General features: G+C 55.1%; 18 protein-coding genes and 1 pseudogene. 17 read left to right on the top strand and 2 right to left on the bottom strand.

Translation table 11 applies throughout. From position 1 onward, the window contains the following. Nucleotides 1-51: 51 nt before the first annotated feature. The 17 genes and pseudogenes from ACHHV8_RS15510 (at nt 52) to ACHHV8_RS15430 (ending at nt 16,300) form a co-directional block, all read left to right on the top strand. On the top strand, nt 52-738 hold the full coding sequence (locus ACHHV8_RS15510) for an RraA family protein (RefSeq protein WP_395159384.1): 687 nt from the start codon (nt 52-54) through the stop codon (nt 736-738). A gap of 380 nt (nt 739-1,118) precedes the next feature. After that, nucleotides 1,119-1,559, top strand: coding sequence for a ribose 5-phosphate isomerase B (rpiB, locus tag ACHHV8_RS15505; RefSeq protein WP_395159382.1), 441 nt, complete (start codon nt 1,119-1,121; stop codon nt 1,557-1,559). A 164-nt stretch (nt 1,560-1,723) separates the two neighbouring features. Next, nucleotides 1,724-2,746, top strand: a complete 1,023-nt coding sequence (locus ACHHV8_RS15500; protein ID WP_395159380.1) for a LacI family DNA-binding transcriptional regulator — start codon at nt 1,724-1,726, stop codon at nt 2,744-2,746. Between the two features lie 177 nt (nt 2,747-2,923). Further along, nucleotides 2,924-3,601 (top strand): RraA family protein, encoded by a 678-nt coding sequence (locus ACHHV8_RS15495; protein ID WP_395159378.1) that lies wholly within the window; start codon nt 2,924-2,926, stop codon nt 3,599-3,601. Beyond that, entirely contained in the window at nt 3,598-3,849 is a 252-nt protein-coding gene (locus ACHHV8_RS15490; RefSeq protein ID WP_395159376.1) for an Ldh family oxidoreductase, read from the top strand. The genes ACHHV8_RS15495 and ACHHV8_RS15490 overlap by 4 nt, the downstream gene beginning before the upstream one ends. After that, complete coding sequence (locus ACHHV8_RS15485) at nt 3,815-4,663, top strand: Ldh family oxidoreductase (protein ID WP_395159374.1); 849 nt, start codon at nt 3,815-3,817, stop codon at nt 4,661-4,663. The genes ACHHV8_RS15490 and ACHHV8_RS15485 overlap by 35 nt, the downstream gene beginning before the upstream one ends. 63 nt (nt 4,664-4,726) lie before the next feature. Next, a complete protein-coding gene (locus ACHHV8_RS15480; RefSeq protein WP_395159372.1) occupies nt 4,727-5,011 on the top strand; it encodes a Dabb family protein in 285 nt (94 codons plus the stop codon). Nucleotides 5,012-5,305: 294 nt separating this feature from the next. Continuing rightward, complete coding sequence (locus tag ACHHV8_RS15475; RefSeq protein WP_395159370.1) at nt 5,306-5,614, top strand: hypothetical protein; 309 nt, start codon at nt 5,306-5,308, stop codon at nt 5,612-5,614. Between the two features lie 22 nt (nt 5,615-5,636). Beyond that, nucleotides 5,637-6,524: an extracellular solute-binding protein gene (locus ACHHV8_RS15470; RefSeq protein ID WP_395159368.1), complete on the top strand. Its 888-nt coding sequence runs from the start codon at nt 5,637-5,639 to the stop codon at nt 6,522-6,524. 45 nt (nt 6,525-6,569) lie between these two features. Next, nucleotides 6,570-7,526, top strand: coding sequence for a carbohydrate ABC transporter permease (locus tag ACHHV8_RS15465; RefSeq protein ID WP_395159366.1), 957 nt, complete (start codon nt 6,570-6,572; stop codon nt 7,524-7,526). 13 nt (nt 7,527-7,539) lie between these two features. Next, the gene (locus tag ACHHV8_RS15460) at nt 7,540-8,262 is read left to right on the top strand and encodes a carbohydrate ABC transporter permease (RefSeq protein WP_395159364.1); all 723 of its coding nucleotides are present in this window, start codon (nt 7,540-7,542) and stop codon (nt 8,260-8,262) included. Nucleotides 8,263-8,442: 180 nt separating this feature from the next. Next, the gene (locus ACHHV8_RS15455; protein WP_395159362.1) at nt 8,443-9,156 is read left to right on the top strand and encodes an RraA family protein; all 714 of its coding nucleotides are present in this window, start codon (nt 8,443-8,445) and stop codon (nt 9,154-9,156) included. A 17-nt stretch (nt 9,157-9,173) separates the two neighbouring features. After that, on the top strand, nt 9,174-10,037 hold the full coding sequence (locus ACHHV8_RS15450; protein WP_395159360.1) for an NAD(P)-dependent oxidoreductase: 864 nt from the start codon (nt 9,174-9,176) through the stop codon (nt 10,035-10,037). Nucleotides 10,038-10,177: 140 nt separating this feature from the next. After that, nucleotides 10,178-11,767 (top strand): response regulator, encoded by a 1,590-nt coding sequence (locus tag ACHHV8_RS15445; RefSeq protein ID WP_395159358.1) that lies wholly within the window; start codon nt 10,178-10,180, stop codon nt 11,765-11,767. After that, nucleotides 11,764-13,515 (top strand): cache domain-containing sensor histidine kinase, encoded by a 1,752-nt coding sequence (locus ACHHV8_RS15440; RefSeq protein ID WP_395159356.1) that lies wholly within the window; start codon nt 11,764-11,766, stop codon nt 13,513-13,515. Before ACHHV8_RS15445 ends, ACHHV8_RS15440 begins: the two co-directional genes overlap by 4 nt. 97 nt (nt 13,516-13,612) lie before the next feature. Continuing rightward, nucleotides 13,613-14,809, top strand: a complete 1,197-nt coding sequence (locus ACHHV8_RS15435) for an iron-containing alcohol dehydrogenase (protein WP_395159354.1) — start codon at nt 13,613-13,615, stop codon at nt 14,807-14,809. A 4-nt stretch (nt 14,810-14,813) separates the two neighbouring features. Continuing rightward, nucleotides 14,814-16,300 (top strand): annotated as a pseudogene (locus tag ACHHV8_RS15430) (aldehyde dehydrogenase family protein). 165 nt (nt 16,301-16,465) lie between these two features. Here the strand turns inward: ACHHV8_RS15430 and ACHHV8_RS15425 are convergent. Further along, nucleotides 16,466-16,678: a fumarylacetoacetate hydrolase family protein gene (locus ACHHV8_RS15425; protein WP_395163522.1), complete on the bottom strand. Its 213-nt coding sequence runs from the start codon at nt 16,676-16,678 to the stop codon at nt 16,466-16,468. A gap of 52 nt (nt 16,679-16,730) precedes the next feature. Further along, entirely contained in the window at nt 16,731-17,240 is a 510-nt protein-coding gene (locus ACHHV8_RS15420; RefSeq protein ID WP_395159352.1) for a fumarylacetoacetate hydrolase family protein, read from the bottom strand. Nucleotides 17,241-17,254 lie beyond the last annotated feature (14 nt).

Genomic DNA, 17,254 nt, shown 5'->3' with positions numbered 1-17,254 from the left:
CAACGACACGACAATGAATTAAACGAAACGATAACGAAGGGATGAGGAACGATGGACGATAGAGAAAAGCTGTTGGAGCTGTACAAGGATTTGAGGGTTGCCGATGTGCGAGATGGGATGGACTGGAACATGATGCATCATTACGGATCGGTTCATTACGATATCCGTCCTTTGTTTCGCACGAGAGTTGTAGGTATTGCAAGAACGGCGAGATATGTGCCGTATGAAGAAGCGGTGCCGAAGATGACGGCGGAAGAATATACGAAATGGGCCAAATGGTACTACAAAGAAGTGTGCTACGATCCATGGCACAAAAGCATCACCAAAGGCGATTTTATGGTCATCGATCAAAGCGGCGTCGATGTAGGCATCCTGGGTTCGAACAATACCCTGGGCGGTATGCGGGACGGGATCGTAGGCTATTTGACGAACGGCGGCGTCAGAGATACGGATGAATGCATTTTGCAGGGGGTTCCGGTCTGGTCGAAATTCATTTCGCAAAAAATCGACCAGGGCCGCATCCGTTTCGATTCCCTGGACGTGCCGGTACAGATCGGCGGCGTGGTCATCCGGACCGGCGACATTATCGTGGCCGACGGCGACGGAGTCATTGCCGTGCCTCGCAAAATGGCTTACGATGTGGCCAAATATGCCCATCAGGAGCTGAATAGCGATAAGGCGGGACGCAGAAAAATATACGAGGCCATGGGCAGAGAGCTCGATTCTACGGTTCTCTAGGCTGTGGTGAAGCGGAAATGTGCTTGTCATTCGAAGTGACGGATGATAGTACATTTCCGCGAGCTTGTTGAGGAACCCTGCATTCGTGTGATATGCCGCTGGAGTATCCTCCTTAAGCCGCTGTTGGAATCTGTGAATTGAATGAGCAGCAGCGCTATGTTCGCGGATTTCAAAGTGGGACGTAAACTAAGCGTTTTTCGTAGAAAAACGGGCTGCGTAAGCTGAGATACCCCACCTGCATCGAGGCCACTGAAAAACTAGCGTAGAGTACGGAATCGTTCTGTAGAAGCTCCTTTTTCAATTAAAGCGGGTTTCTCGACAGCCTGAGACGGATTCGAATCCGTCTTCTTTTTCATTTAAGAGTGGGGAGGGAATTGCATATGCGGATTGCGCTGGGCAACGATCACTGCGGTTACCCGATGAAAGGTGAAATCATGGCATGGCTCGAATCCATGGGGCATGAGGTGGAAGACTGCGGATGCCATTCCGATCAGCCGGTAGACTTCCCGGATATCGCGAAGCAGGTATGCTCAGCCGTGACGGAGCAGAGAGCGGACAGGGGGATTATGCTGTGCGGGACGGGAGTTGGAGCAGCCATTGCGGCGAACAAAATCAGAGGCATCCGCGCTGCCGTATGCCACGATTACCATTCGGCGCACCAATGCGTCGAGCATGACGATGTGAATGTGGCGTGCATCGGTGCGCAGATCATCGGGCCATGGCTGGCCAAGGACATTCTCGGCGCCTTCTTGTCGGCGGAGTTCAGCACGGAGGCGCATTTTCGAAGAAGAGTGCAAAAGCTAAGCGAAATGGAGAAATAAAGAGCTATATGCAGATTGACGGTGTATTCTTTTGTCTGCTATAGTTAAATGACAAATATTCGGATAAGTTTAAATGTGTACAGTGAAGTATCGGACCTGACGGAACAGCCAGGGATTCACTGGAGTGTTTAAGCGTTTACACGGAATGAAAAGAGGAATCTCATTTGAAAGTAACCATCGATGATGTCGCCAGATTGGCAGGGGTGTCCAAAACAACGGTTTCACGGATCCTTAACGGGAACTATTCCCAGGCAACGGAAGAGACGAAGGACAAGGTTTTGAAAGTCATCAGCGAATTGAATTATCGTCCGAACCCGATGGCCCGGGGATTAAAGCAGATGCGAACGAACATTATCGGCATCGTGCTGTCCAATTTAAGCAATCCCTTCTGGTCCAGGGTGCTGGAGGGCGTCGAGGATACGTGCCGCCAGTCAGGCTACAGCTTGATGGTATGCAATTCCAGTGAAGATTCCGGGCGCGAAGCGGAGCTGATCGAAGGGCTGCAGCTGCGGCAGGTGGACGGGATTATCGTCAACCCAACGGTCAACAATCGCGAGCTGTTCGAAGAGATTGTGAAGAAGAAATATCCACTGATCGTCATTAACCGCCGGATCGAAGGGCTTGAGGTCGACGACGTGGTGATGGACAACAAACGCGGAGCGTGGCTGGCTGTAGACCATCTGGTTGGAGCGGGCAGACGTAAGCCCGTGTGTGTAGTGTATCGGCCCGAAGGCGTCAGCACCTGGCAGGACCGGCTGCTTGGCTTCGAGGAAGCGATGAGCGAGAAGGGGCTGGGAGTAACGGAGCAGCAAATTCTTCGCGTCGATAATGCGACCGGGAAGGTCAAGGCTGCGGTAATCGCCTATTTCAAAGGCAAGCCGGATGCCGACGCCATCTTCTCAACAAACAATATGATGACGCTGGAAATATTGGAAGGGCTGAAGGAGCTTGGTTTGCGCGTGCCGGAGGATATCGCATTAATCGGCTACGATGAGACGATCTGGGCGAAGCACCTGAATCCGCCTCTCACGACGGTAAGACAGCCCGCCTATGAAATGGGCAAGATTGCAGCCAAGAATCTGATTCAGAAAATCAGCTCCAAGACGGCGCGCAAGCCGAAGCATGTCGTTCTGGAGCCCGATTTGATCATCCGCAGCTCCAGCGGTACAGGCAGTACAAGCAGTTGAAAAAAAGCTATAAATAGATGAATGCGCAGCCTTTGAGGGCCGGCGCATTTTTTTATTGTTTTTTAGTTGAAACCGCTTGCTGAAAGTGGGGAAACATGGTAAATTCAAGTTAGTTAAACGATTTCCTAAATCGGTTTACAAGAAATTATTCTTCCCTCTATAAAGGAGAGTGCCGACATGTCCAATCTAGGTTTCCGTATTTTACAACGCGATTCACGCCCCAACCCAGCGCTGCTTCAACAATTCCAAGATGTGGTTACCCCGCATATCAGCGACAATTTGAACCGTATGCATGCGATAAGCTCGGCTCTGCGCCCTTATCATCGGGCAGGGAGGCTGGTAGGAGCGGCATTAACGGTGAAAACACGGCCCGGGGACAATCTGATGGTCCATAAGGCGATCGACCTCGCGGAGCCCGGCGACGTTATAGTGGTAGATGCGGGCGGCGATCAGACGAACGCCATCGTCGGTGAAATTATGCTGCGGCTGGCCCAGAAGAAGCAGATCGCCGGATTCGTCATCGACGGCGCCATCCGGGACACGGCAGCGTTCATGGACGACACGTTCCCGGTCTACGCCAGAGGCGTGACGCACCGCGGGCCGTATAAGGACGGCCCCGGCGAAATTAACGTGCCGGTCTCGGTCGGCGGGATGGTTATTGAGCCCGGCGATATTCTCGTCGGCGACGAAGACGGGCTTGCCGTCGTCCCGCTTCGCGAAGCGGAAGGCTTGCTTCAGCTGATCCGCGAGCAGCAGGAGCGCGAGAAGCATATTTTGCAGTCCATCGAGGACGGCTCGGTGAGCCGGGACTGGGTCGATGAAGCATTAAAGTCGAAGGGCTGTGAAGGACTATGAGCACATCCCTTTGCTTTGACTGGCTGAAGCTGCAGAGCTTTTGCCGGGACGTGTTTATCCGGGCCGGCGTGCCGGAGGCTTATGCGGCAACGGTGGCCGAATCGCTGGTGCAGGCGGACCTGCGGGGCGTCGAGTCCCATGGCGTCGTGCGGACGGGCATCTATCTGAAGCGCGTGGAGCAGGGAATGATCGGACCCGCACGCCAAGCCGGCGGTGGCGGCGGAGCATGGCAGCGTCCTGCTGCTTGACGGGAACAATCAGTTCGGTTCGGTCGTAGGGAGCGAAGCGCTGGAGCTCGCTATGGAGCGGGCGGAGCTTAATGGGGCGGCGGTTGTCGGCGTCAAAGGCTCGAATCATTTCGGCACCGGCGCTTACTACGCGTTAAAAGCGATTGAGCGCAATCTGATTCTGCTCGTGATGTCCAACGCCTCCCAGACGATGCCGCCGACCGGCGGTGTGCGCCCGTTCATCGGCACAAACCCGCTCTGCATCGGCGTTCCGGCCGGAGAAGAGAATCCGTTCATCCTCGATATGGCTACAAGCGTGGTGGCCCGGGGTAAAATCATCGTCGCCGCCCAAAAAGGCGAGCCGATTCCGCTCGGCTGGGCAATCGACAAAGAGGGGAACCCGACCACGGACGCCGAAGCTGCGCTGGAGGGCTCCGTTCTGCCTGTCGGAGGAGCAAAAGGCTACGCGATTTCCATGTTTATCGATATCTTATCCGGCGTGCTGACGGGAGCGGGCTACGGACAATATGTAAACAATATGTACGAAAACTGGGAGGAGCCGCAAAATGTCGGCCATTTCTTTATCGCTATCGATATCAGCCGCTTTATGCCGATTGAGCAGTTTAAGCGGCGCGTCGATCAATATATCCGGCAAATAAAAAGCGAGCCGAGGGCGCCCGGCGTCAATGAAATTCTGGTGCCGGGAGAAATTGAGCGGCGGCAGACGGAATACCGCAAGCGGCACGGCATCGAGCTGCCTCCGAAGGTGGCGGAGGAGCTGCGCGGGATCGGCCGCAAATACGGCTTGGAGCTTGACGAAGCCGCAGCGGGATGAGCTGCGAATCATACCCGAATGGTTACAAGGAGGAGGCTCGCGGCATGCTCGGACCGCATTATTTTGCTCAAATTTAAAGAGGACACGACGGAGGAGCAGCTCCTTGCGGTCATTGACCGCTTCCACTCATTAAGGGAGCATCTGCAGGGCGTGCCGTATTTACGGGGCGGTCTCAACGTGTCGGACCGAAGCCAAGGCTTTCAGGTTGTGCTTACTATACGGTTTGAGAGCATTGAAGCGCTTGAAGCCTATGAAGCCAATCCCGAGCATCATGCATGCTCCGCCTATATCCGGGAGTCGGGCCGGCTCGACGGGATTGTCGCCGATATCGAAATAAGCCAAACATAACCCACATAATCCAAACACGGCCGCCTAACAATAGGACGCCGGTTCCGATACAATAAGGATGTAAGCGGTACCGAGCAAATGTACAAGGGGAGGCCAGAGCATGAAACGCAGGTGGTTCACATTATGTATGGCGGCAGTGTTGGCAATAGGCGCTGCCGGCTGCGGCAGCGGTGAGAATAAGGAGCAGGGACAAGGGGGGACGGTGCAGAGAGTGCGTCGTCATCCAGCCCATCGACTTCTCCGGTCAAAGCCAAGCCTGAGCTGAAAGGGAAAATCCGGATCGGCTTCGTCGGCTTGAACGATCAAACCGCGCCGGACCCGCTGACGGGCGAAATGGTGTACGGGGCTGACGAGCTGAAGAAGAGACTGAAGCTGGATTACCCCAATATTGATTTCGAAGTGGTGACCTATCCGTTCAAGGATCATCAGGCCAAAGCGAAAGCGCTGGTGGAATCGCGGCAAATTGATGTCTCCGTCGAATCGGACAGCAAGTTTATGTGGAATCAGGGACTGAGCGAGGATCTGACTCCTTACGAGGAAAAGGACAAGGAATGGAGCAAGGATTTGTACTTGTCGCCCACGCTGCTGACCGGTTCGGCTTGAAGTCGATCAGAACGGGAACACGGTGAATAACGCGCTGCCGATTGCGGTAGACGGTTCAGGGATCTATTACGACAAAAAAATATTCGCCGATTTCGGCGTCGAGCCGCTGTCGGACAATCCGACCTGGGACGAAGTGCTGGATAAAGCGAAGAAGCTGACAGGCAAGAATCCGAAAACCGGCGAGCAAACGTACGGTGTCTACACGCGGATTCCGAGCGATCAGGCCGGCTATGCGGTCTCGATCATTGCCAACACGTTCGGAGCCGACATGGGCAAGATGGGCTACAAGGAGTACTTGAACCAGGTGACTTTGAACAGTCCCGCGATGGCTAAAGCAGCCGAATATTTCAAGTCGCTGATGCCTTACGCCCCGCAGGGGATTTTCCAAGGACAAGGTGCGGAGAAATGGTCGACGCCGAAAAACAATATCGCCATGTACATCAATTTACCGGCTATTCAATTGCAGAAGTTCAAATCAATGAAAATGCTTGACCGTTATGATGTAAGCATGATTCCTAAAGGTTCGCAGGGAACCGGCGGCTTCCTCGGCGGAGTTCGCGTCCAGATGGTCAAGAATACGCAGGATAAAGAGCTTGCGTGGGAAATTGTCAAATGGATGTCCGTCGGCAACGGCCAGCGTTTTCTATGGGAAACGAAGAACACGATGCCGGTGTCTACCAAATCGCTTGGAGCGGATTATAAGCCGGATGCGACGGATGAGAAAATGTTCAAGATGGTCAGCCAGGCGCAGTATATGTCCCCGATCTGGTTTACGACAGCCAAATTTGCGCTGACGCGCGCGATGGAGAAAGTGCTGCTGAAGGACACCTCCCCGCAGGAAGCGTTGGATACGGCTCAAAAAGAGGTTTTGGATGAATTCGCCAAAAACAAAGCAGCCGACCAAAAATAACTTGTGCCGGCAAGGCTGTACGGCCTTGCAAGGGAGGGGACATACATGAAGCCGCCGACGACCTATGCACGCACGGGCGCCAAGCATGCTGCGGCGACTCCGGCTGCAAGCCGGTTCTCGTTCAACAAGGGAAGATTCCTCAAGGAACTGACCTGGTATCTCTATCTGCTGCCGACCGTTGGAGTGCTCTTATTTATAAGCTATTATCCTATGCTCAAGACGCTGCTGCTCAGCTTCTTCGTTTCCGGCAACGGAACACTTGAAAAATTCGTCGGGTGGTTTAATTATCAGCATCTGCTGACCGACCCGAATTTCTTCTATGCCCTGTTTAACACGCTGTATATCGGGCTGTTCGGTTTACTGCTGGGGCTGCCGCTTTCGTTTGTGCTGGCGGCGCTGATCAACCGGGCCCGGTACGGCAAAGGCTTCCTGAAGGTTGTTTATTTTCTGCCGAATGTAACATCCGCTGTGGCTGTAGTACTGGTTTTCAAGGTATTGTTCTTTCCCGATCAAGCGGGCACGGTAAATTACGTGCTGTCCTGGTTCGGGGTGGAGCCGAAGCCATGGGTGAACGATCCTTCGCTGATCAAATGGGTAGTCATCGCTCTGGCAATCTGGCAGTCGACAGGCTTTAATATTCTGATCTGGATGGCCGGCCTGCAGTCGATCCCCAAAGATTATTATGAAGCAGCGCGGGTCGATGGGGCCTCCCGATGGAATGAAATGCGCTACATCACCCTGCCCGGTGTGCGGCCAATCCTCTGGTTCTTATTAATTACGGGGGTGATCGGGGCGTTCCAACGCTTCGACGATGTCTATACGTTCGGCGGTGCCTCAGGCAGTCCGCTCAGGTCGCTGCAAACGATCGTCCTCTTCTTCTATGAAGAAACGATGGAGAAATCGCAGTATGGCTACGGCTCGGCCGCTTCCATTGCCTTGTTCCTGATGATACTGCTCATCACCGTGATCAATTTGAAAATAAGCCGGAGGGCGGAGCGATGAAAGGAGAATTCGAATGACTTGGCGCAATCAAGCGTTGGAAACGGTCCGGCTGCTCGTGCTGGCCGCAGGAGCGGTGGTGTTTCTGGTTCCATTTGCACTGATGATTGGCATTAGTCTCGACAATAACGCGAATTTCGGCTTGAGCTTCCCGCCCCGGATCATCCCGGAGGAATTCGGCTGGAAAAACTTTGCTCTGATTTTCCAGTCTCTTCCGATCGGCACCTATTATTTGAACTCGCTGCTTATTGTCGCCGGTTCGGTCGTATGCCACATCGTCGGCGCCACATTGGCCGGATACGCCTTGTCCAAAGGCGACTTTCGCGGGAAAGGCGTATGGCTCCTTATCATCCTCAGCGCGATGATGATCCCGGATCAAGTGATTGTTTTCACAAGATTTCTTATCTTCAACCAGCTGCAGCTGATCAATTCGTTCGTCGGGGTCATTCTTCCGACGCTGGCTTACCCATTCGGGGTGTTTCTGGTCAAGCAGTTTATGGACTCGCTGCCTAACGAGCTGGGCGAAGCGGCGAAGATCGACGGGGCCCATCACTTTACGATCTTTCTGAAAATCTATGTTCCGCTGACGCTGCCGATCATAGCGACATTGTCGATCATCACGGTCATGCAAAAATGGAACGAGCTGCTGTGGCCGCTCCTGATTTTATCCAAAAGCAGCATGTACACGGTGTCGATCGGGGTGGCGAATTTTACGCTCGGTCCAAACGGGCCTGTATAGGCAGCAGCCTGGCGCTGGCGACCTTGACGATTATCCCGATGGTGCTCCTGTTTCTGTTCCTGCAGCGTTATGTTATTGAAAGTGTGGCATCGAGCGGTTTGAAGCTTTAACTCCAAACGGCTCTTACCATAGGCTCCCTTCGCGTTGCCAACCCAAAATTCTAATTCGAGGTGACTGAACATGACTCAATTATTGACCAAAGAAGAAAAGAAAAAACTGATGGAAGTGTACAGAACGCTGCGCGTTGCCGACGTTCGCGATGGAATGGACTGGAACATGATGCACTTTATGGGCAGCATTTACACGGATACGATCAAGCCGCTGTTCCGCACCAGCTTCTGCGGCTTTGCCAAGACGGTGCAGTTCGTACCGACGACCCGCACGGTTCCGACGATGGACCCGGAAGCCTACACGAAGTTTTCCAACCATTGGTACGGCAATGTAGCGACTTATCACTGGGGCAAAGAGCTGGGCGAGGATGACGTGCTCGTTCTGGATGCAAGCAATACGAATGTCGGCATTATCGGCTCCAACAACGGCCTGGAATATAAAAGCCAGGGCTGCCGTGGCATCATTACGAACGGCGGCGCCCGCGATACGGATGAGCTTATTTTGAATCAGGTTCCTATCTTCTCCCGTTATGTTTCCCAAACGATGGTACAGGGCCGCGTCGAGTTCCAAGCCAAGGACATCCCGGTCAATATTGAAGGGCAGCTCGTTCGTCCGAACGATATTATCGTCGCAGACGGCGACGGGATCGTTGTCGTGCCGCTGGAAAAAGCTTGGGACGTGGCGAAGTATGCGACGCAGGAGATGGAATCGGATAAGAAAAGCCGCCGCAAGCTGTACGAGAAATTAGGCTGGCAGGAAGACGCCTCGATCGTAGGCTACTAGGAGGGAGGCGCATATCGATGGAAACGATGCGACGGGTAGCGTTTTTGGGGCTGGGCGCCATGGGCTTGCCTATGGCCCGCAATTTGGCTCAGGCCGGCTTCCAGCTGCATGTCACGGTGCACCGGGACCCGGCGCCGGCCGAGAGCCTGCGCAAGCTTGGCGCAGAAGTGCACACAAGCCCCGCGCAGGCCGCTGAGGCGGCGGATGCGATCGTCAGCATCCTGCCGGAGGATAAGCAAATGCGGCAGGTGCTGCTGGCGGAGGAGCTGCTGGCTGCCGTACGACCGGGGATGCTGCTGCTGGAGATGACCTCCGGTTCGTCGGGGGTGATGAAGGAAGTAGCCGATGCCTATCTGGCGAAGCAGGCGCTTGTGCTGGATGCCCCCGTCAGCGGGGGGACGATCGGCGCGGAGAAAGGAACGTTGACGGTGATGGCCGGCGGAAACGGTGACGCCCTCAGAACCGCGCAGCCTTTGCTGAACGCGATGGCGCAGACCGTACATACGGTGGGAGGTATTGGCGCAGGGAAAGCGGTAAAGGCGATCAATCAGATGATGGCGGCGGTCGATATGCTGGCCGCATCGGAAGCTATCGCTTTGTCGGAACGGCTGGGCGTCGGCCTGGAAGCTCTGCAAAAAGTGATTGGCAGCAGCTCCGGCGGATCCTGGATGTTCGCCAACAAAGCGGAAGCGATTGCCAGCCGCAGCTTTCAGCCGGGCTTCAAGCTGAATTTGATGAAGAAGGACATCGGCATCGCGCTCCAGGAAGGCGCAGGTCAGCCGCTTCCCTTAGCTACGCAGGCGCTGCAGCTTTACGAAATGGCGGCGCAGGAAAACGGCGAGCTGGATTTTGCGGCGGTTAGCCGGATCATTCGAGGCTAAAGCTTGTCAATGGGTCGGCAGAAGCACTCCGGCTGGCGTAAGCAGGCTCGGCGAGAGGGTTTGCGGGCTTTTCGTAGAATTCAATAGTCGGCACAATATATCGATGTATCTCAATTCCACGGCGGGAGGGGCCCTATTACATGTTGACGGCATTAATTGTGGATGATGAGCCTTTGATGCGACTCGGTATTCAAAAGGCGATCGATTGGAGCAGCTATGGGATTCAGGAAATTACGACAGCCCCGAACGGAAGAACGGCCCTGCAGATGGTGGAACAACGCCAGCCGGACGTGCTGCTGACCGATGTGAAGATGCCCGGCCTGGACGGATTGGAGCTGTCCCGTATGGTGAAGGAATCGTGGCCCTTTGTCAAAATCGTCATCATATCGGGCTACGATGATTTTAGCTACGCGAAGAAGTCGATCTCCTATGGCGTGACGGACTATTTGCTGAAGCCGATCGACAACAAATCGTTGAGTCAGACGATGGAGAAGGTCACGCAGGAAATCGCCGAGGAGCGCGGCAAGCTGCGCCGGCAGGAGCAGATGTCGCACCTGCTGCAGCAGTCGGTCGGTATTGCCAGACAGAAGGTGCTCAAGGAGCTATTGTTCGGCGAAGCCGGGGAACAAGAACTAAAGCGCTACGAGCATGTGCTCGGCCTGCACGATTCGCTCAGCGGGCCGCATGCCGTTGCCTTGGTTAAAATCAACGCGTTTAAAGAAAAAAGCACCTTGTTCCGCGACGGGACGCTGCTGCATTTTGCGGTCCAGAATATATTGGAGGAGCTGCTGCGGACCGAAGGGCGGGGCGAGCTGGTGGATCTGCGCCCGGGCAGTCTCTGCTTGCTGCTCAAGCAGGACGGAAGCGGGGGTGCGCTCATGGAGATGGAGGCGTTCGTCCTTAAGGCGCAAGCAGCCGTGATGGACTATTTGCGCATCCCGACGACTTGGGGACTCGGCAGCATAAGCTCGTGCGTGCAGGGTCTTCGGCAGTCATACCGTGACGCGGACCGGGCGCTCAAAGCCCGCTGGCAAAGCCCGGGCAAGCGCATTTTCTCGGCCGGCGAGCCGTCGGGAGAACCGTTCGCCTCCGGCGATGCGGTACATACGGCAATTCAGGCGCTGCAGCTCGGCAGCACGAAGCCGTTGCTGGATGAGCTTGCCAAGACGCGCGACAAGCTGTCCCAAGCGACGATGTACGACCCGGAAAGCATCGAAAGCTATTATCTCAAGCTGGCGGAGTCCGTGGAGGGCGTGCTGCGGGAGCGGAGCAAGGATAAACAGATCGACGTGCGCGAGAGGGTAAGCGAAGCTTTGTATTTGTCCGACACGCTGGCGGACGCTTCCGACAGTGTCGATGCCGTTTTTCAGGAAACGGCGCAGATTATCCATCAGCATTTGCCCAAGCCGTATAGCAAAGTGATCCGCGACGTGATCGATTTTCTGAATCAGCATTACGGCGAGGAAATTTCGCTGGCCGATGCAGCCAACCGCGTATTTCTTAACCGCAGCTATCTCAGCTATTTGTTCGTTCAGGAAACCGGCAGCAACTTTTCGGACTTTCTTGCCGAGCTTCGTCTGGAGAAGGCCAAGGAGCTGCTTACCGCCGGCGGCATGAAAAATTACGAGGTTGCCGAGGCGGTCGGCTACAAAGATTTTCGCCATTTCGGCCACTTATTTAAGAAGCATACCGGCATGACGCCAAGCGAATTCCGGAAGCTGGTGCCATGAAGAAACGATTCCGATTCAATCTGTTTACCAAATTGATGCTGTCGTTCCTGAGCCTTGTCGTACTGCCGCTCGCGGTCGTCAGCTATTTTGCCTACAGTGTGGCAACCCATATCATTAACAATAATCTGAGCCGTTCGATCCAGCAGACTGTTCATCAGCTGTCGCTCAATTCGGAGGTTATCCTCGAGGATGCCGAGAAGGCGGCCAATACCGCATTTTACGACTCGCTTAACCTGCCCAGCATGATGAAAAAACAGATCGAAGCCTACCCGACGGCCTCCGATTATGAAAAAAGCCAAATCAGCCGAAGCGTTGAAGACGAAATGAACAAATATACGATTTACCGCAACGATATTAACGGCATGTACTTTATAGACAACCATCAAGTGAACTTTTCATCGGCCAACCAGCTTCGGGAAAAGCCGAATTTCACCGAGTTTTCCTGGTACCAATCGTTCAGCGCTTCCCCTGCCACAGACGCGATGTGGTCGCCTTCCCATAAGGTAGGCGGCTATACGACCAGCTCGAACGCCAATGTCGTATCGTTTCTCAAAAAAGTCAATAACGGGTACGGCGGCCAAATCGGTATTTTATGGATGGATATTAATGAACGCTCGCTGGAAAATATATATACCTCCGGTCGTGTGGCGCCGAACGGTTACACGATGATTCTTGACGAGAATAGCAATGTCATTTCATCCAGCGATAAGTCGCTTGTCACTATGAGGCTCAATGCTGAAAAAAGAAGCTTGTTCGAACAAGCCTTTCACGATGACAACGGCTATTATTTTACCGATGAGCAGGGCGTCCGCAAGCTGGTTGCCTATGCAACGATCCATACGACCGGATGGAAAATGGTATCCGTCATTCCTGCCAACGAGCTTTTCGTCGATGCTTCCCGAGTGAAAAATATTATCCTGCTGTCGGTGGTCATCATGATGGTGATGAGCACTGTAATCGCTTTCTTCATCAGCCGCCGCATTTCGCTGCCGATTCATAATTTGATCCGCCTCATGGAAAAGGTGGCCGAGGGCAATTTGTCCGTCCGCGCCAAGGTAGCGCGTTTCGATGAAATCGGCAAGCTGAACAAGCATTTCAATATTATGATCGGGGACATTCAGAATCTGATTTCCTCCGTGTACATATCCAACTTGAAGCAAAAGGAAGCGGAGCTTGCTTCGCTGGAGGCTCAGATTAACCCGCATTTTCTATATAACACGCTTCAGTCGATCAAATGGCTGTCCGATATTCACCAGGCTCCGGATATCGGGGATATGGCGATCAGTCTGGCCAAAATTTTCCGGTTCAGCATTAAGGGAGCGCCGATCGTCAGTCTGTATGAAGAGCTTCAGCATGTCAAAGATTACGTGAGCATTCAAAAATTCCGCTATGGCGACCGGTTTGAGCTGCATGTGCAGGTTCCGGAGGATGTGCTGGACTGTCAAATCCCGAAGCTCATCATCCAGCCGCTTGTTGAGAACGCCATCCTGCATGGCATTGAAACGAATGAAGAGCAGGTTACGATTACCATTTGGGCTGCGGTGGGGACCGACTCGCTGCATATCGGCGTGGAAGACAACGGAGCGGAGGTCAGCGAGGAGAGCATTGCTTCGATCCGCCAATCGTTATATTCGGCGGCGGGGCCGCAGATCACCCCTCAGAAAAGTCTGGGATTACGAAACATTCACGAACGCTTGCAAATGCTGTACGGAAACGATTACGGGCTTCAGGTCGGACCGGAGGCCTGAGCGCGGCTTCAGTGTAGTAGCCTCTTTACCCAGGAATAAGGAGTAGCGCTCCTTATTCTCTTAACCATTTTGATGAATAGATCGGGGAGGAATCTTTATGACTGACCGTATTTTTCGATATGAGCTGCCGACGATCATCGAGTTCGGCGTTGGAGCGGCGAAGACGCTGCCCCGGCATGTCAGCGAGCTTGGAGGAAGCAAAGCATTGATTGTCTGCGATCCCGGCGTCCTGAGAGCAGGAGGTGTCGATAAGCTGACGGAGCCGTTGGAGCAGGCGGGCATTCCGTATATCCTGTACTCCGATATCGAGCCGGACCCTCATATCGAGTCCGTTGACGCAGCAACCGCGCTTGCCAAAGCCGAGGGATGCGATCTTGTGGTCGGCGTCGGGGGAGGCAGCTCGCTGGATACGGCGAAGGCGGTCGGGCTGATGATGACCAACGACGGCAATATCAGGGACTACGTAGGAATCAATAAAGTGCCGCGCAAAGGCGCGCCTGTCATAGCGGTTCCTACGACGGCGGGTACGGGAAGCGAGTTGACCATCTGGTCCGTGCTTTCCGACAAGAAAGCGAAGGTAAAGCTAAGCGTAGGGAGCGCCTACAATTGCCCGACGCTTGCGCTGTGCGATCCCGAGCTGACGGTGACTCTTCCGGCCCATGTCACGGCAGCAACCGGGATGGATGCGCTGACCCATGCGCTGGAATCGTTCGTGAACAAAGCGACCCAGCCCATATCCGAGGGCATGTCCGTTCAAGCGATGAAAATGATCGCCCGCAGTCTAAGACTGGCGGTAGTCCAGGGAGAAAACTTGACGGCGCGCCATGACATGCTGCTGGCGAGTCTGATTGCGGCGATGGCGTTTAATCCGACCCGCCTCGGGCTTTCCCATGCGCTGGCTATCCCGCTCGGCGCCCATTTTAAAATTCCGCACGGTACCGTCAATGCCATTCTGCTGCCTGAGGTGATGGCTTTTAATTTAATCGGCAACCTGGAGAAGTTTAGAGAAATTGCCGTCATCTTCGGAGAGAAGACCGACCATTTGTCACTGCGGGAGGCGGCCGAGCTGTCCGTTGCCGCAATTCGCCGCTTGAATGCGGATATCGGCATTACACAGACGCTCTCGGATTATGGCGTAACAGAGGATGCGCTCGACCGGATCGTAGAAGAAGCGATGCTGTCCGGCAATGTGCCGGTCAATCCGGTGAAGCCGACGCTTGAGGATTTAAAGCAAATCTGCCGGGCGGCTATGGCGAAGGATCAAGCTCTCGCGCCCGTTCTGGAAAGGAGCTAAAGCGATGCATGAACATGAAATGCTGAATTGGCTGCAGGAGGTGAGCGGCCGAAGCTATGGCAACTATATCGGTGGCGAATGGAGGCCGGCGCAATCCGGCCGTACGTTTGCCATTGCGCATGCGGCGGAGCACGGCCGGACGCTCGGACATTTCGCCGATTCCGATGCGGCGGATGTGGAGCTGGCGGTGGCCAGCGCCGACGCGGCCTTTGCCGTCTGGTCGGCTTTGCCGGGCCCGGACCGCGGGAGCATCCTGCTCCGCTTCGCGGACCTGCTTGAGCTCGACCGCGACGAGCTGGCGTTCCGGCTGTCCGCCGAGCAGGGCAAGACGCTCGCCGAGTCCCGCGGGGAAGTGGCGCGCGCCGCGAAGGAAGCGCGCTATGCGGCGGGCGAAGCGGCCCGCTATGCGGGCGAGACGGTGCCAAGCGAGCGGCGCAGCGTGCTGAACACGGTCGTCCGCTACCCGATCGGCGTCGTGGCCGCCATCGCGCCGTGGAACTTCCCTGTCGTCACGCCGGTCCGCAAGATTGCTCCCGCGCTTGCCTACGGCTGCACGGTCGTGTTCAAGCCGGCTTCGGCAACGCCATGGGCCTCAGCGCGTCTGATGGAGCTGTTCGAGGAAGCTGGCGTACCCGCCGGTGTCGTCAATATGGTCACCGGCGGAGGCAGCGGAGTCGGCGACCCGCTTACCCGGCATCCGCGCGTGAAGGGCATCAGCTTCACCGGCTCGACGGCCTTGGGCTTGCGGATCCAGCGAACGCCGCCGAGCGCCTCGCCAGGACGCAGCTGGAGCTGGGCGGCAAGAATGCCGCCGTCGTCCTGGACTACGCGGACCTCGCAGGCGCTGCCAAGCAGATCGTGTCCGCGGCCTTTGCCTGCTCGGGGCAGCGCTGCACGTCGATCAGCCGCGTCGTGGTGCTACAAGCCCATGCCGAGGAGCTGACGGCGGCTCTGCTTGCGGAGATCCGGCAGCTGCGGGTCGGTCCGGCCTGGGAGAGCGGCGTTCACATGGGGCCGCTCGTGAACAAGGAGCAGCTGGAGGCCGTGCAGCGCTATGTGCAGCTCGGCCGGGAAGAGGGGGCCGAGCTGCTGAGCGGCGGAGAGATTCTGCGAGGCGGAGCCTACGATACCGGCGCTTATATGGCGCCCGCCTTATTCGGCGGCGTCACGGAATCGATGACCATTGCGCGGGAGGAGATATTCGGACCCGTGCTGGCCGTGATCGAAGCCGATACGAAAGAAGACGCGCTGCGGATTGCCAACGCGACCGAATACGGCCTTGCGGCATCTGTATTTACGGATAGCCTAAACGATGCCAATCAGTTTGCCGCCAGGCTCGAAGCCGGTATGGTGCATATCAATCACGGCACGTCGAGCGAAGCCCACATGCCGTTCGGCGGCGTCAAGCACTCGGGCTTCGGGGCGTTTTCTATCGGCAGCAGCAACCGCCAGTTTTTTACGGAAAACAAGGTCATTTATACACTGTATTAAATGACATAGCAATCTTAAGGGGCAGCCACCGCTTTGACCTGAATAGACATGAACAAAGACGCTTCCATCCCCGCGTATATCGTGGTTTTGGAAGCGTTTTGCATAGGATCGGGGACTGGCTCAAACCGTACTTCCTGTTGAGGTCAGACGCTTTATTGTTTCAACCTATATAGATCGAGCAGATACGACGCAGTTATTTAAACAGCCGATTCCAGATATGGAGCAGGTAATCGTATCCCCGGACCTCATCAGATCGACACCGTCCGGTGTACCCGTAAGAATTACATCACCCGGTTGAAGAGTCATATATTGGGACAAATACGAAATGATGCCGATGATCGGATAAATCATTTGTCCAGTATGTCCCTGCTGTCTCATCTCGCCGTTCAGCTGTGATTGAATAAGCACGTCATAAGGGTCAAGCTCAGTCTCAATATAAGCGACCGAGCGGGGTAAAGGTATCACCGGATTTTACGAGCATCCAGTGGCCGTCTGGATGGGTCAGCTGCGTGGCCGACACATCGTTGCCTATCGTGTAACCGAATATGTACTCCGGTGCATGCTTAATCGGAATATGCTTTCCCTTTCGGCCGATGACAACAGCCAGTTCGCATTCGAACTTGAGGTAATCGAGTCCGACGGGAATCTCGATCTTGTCCTCATGACCGATGAGCGAGGATACAGGTTTATGAAAGAACAGTGGAATGTCGGGCAGGCGCTCAGGCCTCTCCATCCCGGCGGATATATAATTTTGCCCAATGCCGATAATACTGTTCGGCTGCAGCGGAGCCAGCAGCGTGACTTCTGAAAGGGGATAAATCTCGCCGGTTTCGCGCCAATCTTCGAATAGATCCCCTTGAATAACATGCAGTGCTGTCTCCCGGACAACGACCTGTACTTCCCGGCCTGACTCGTTATGTCTGCATCTGGCGAATTTCATAGCGATTCCTCCTC

The sequence above is a fragment of the Paenibacillus sp. TAB_01 genome, from assembly GCF_043945595.1.
Taxonomy (GTDB): domain Bacteria; phylum Bacillota; class Bacilli; order Paenibacillales; family NBRC-103111; genus Paenibacillus_S.
The sequence above is the reverse complement of the archived record's forward strand: the minus strand, read 5'-3'. Positions and strand labels throughout refer to the sequence as shown.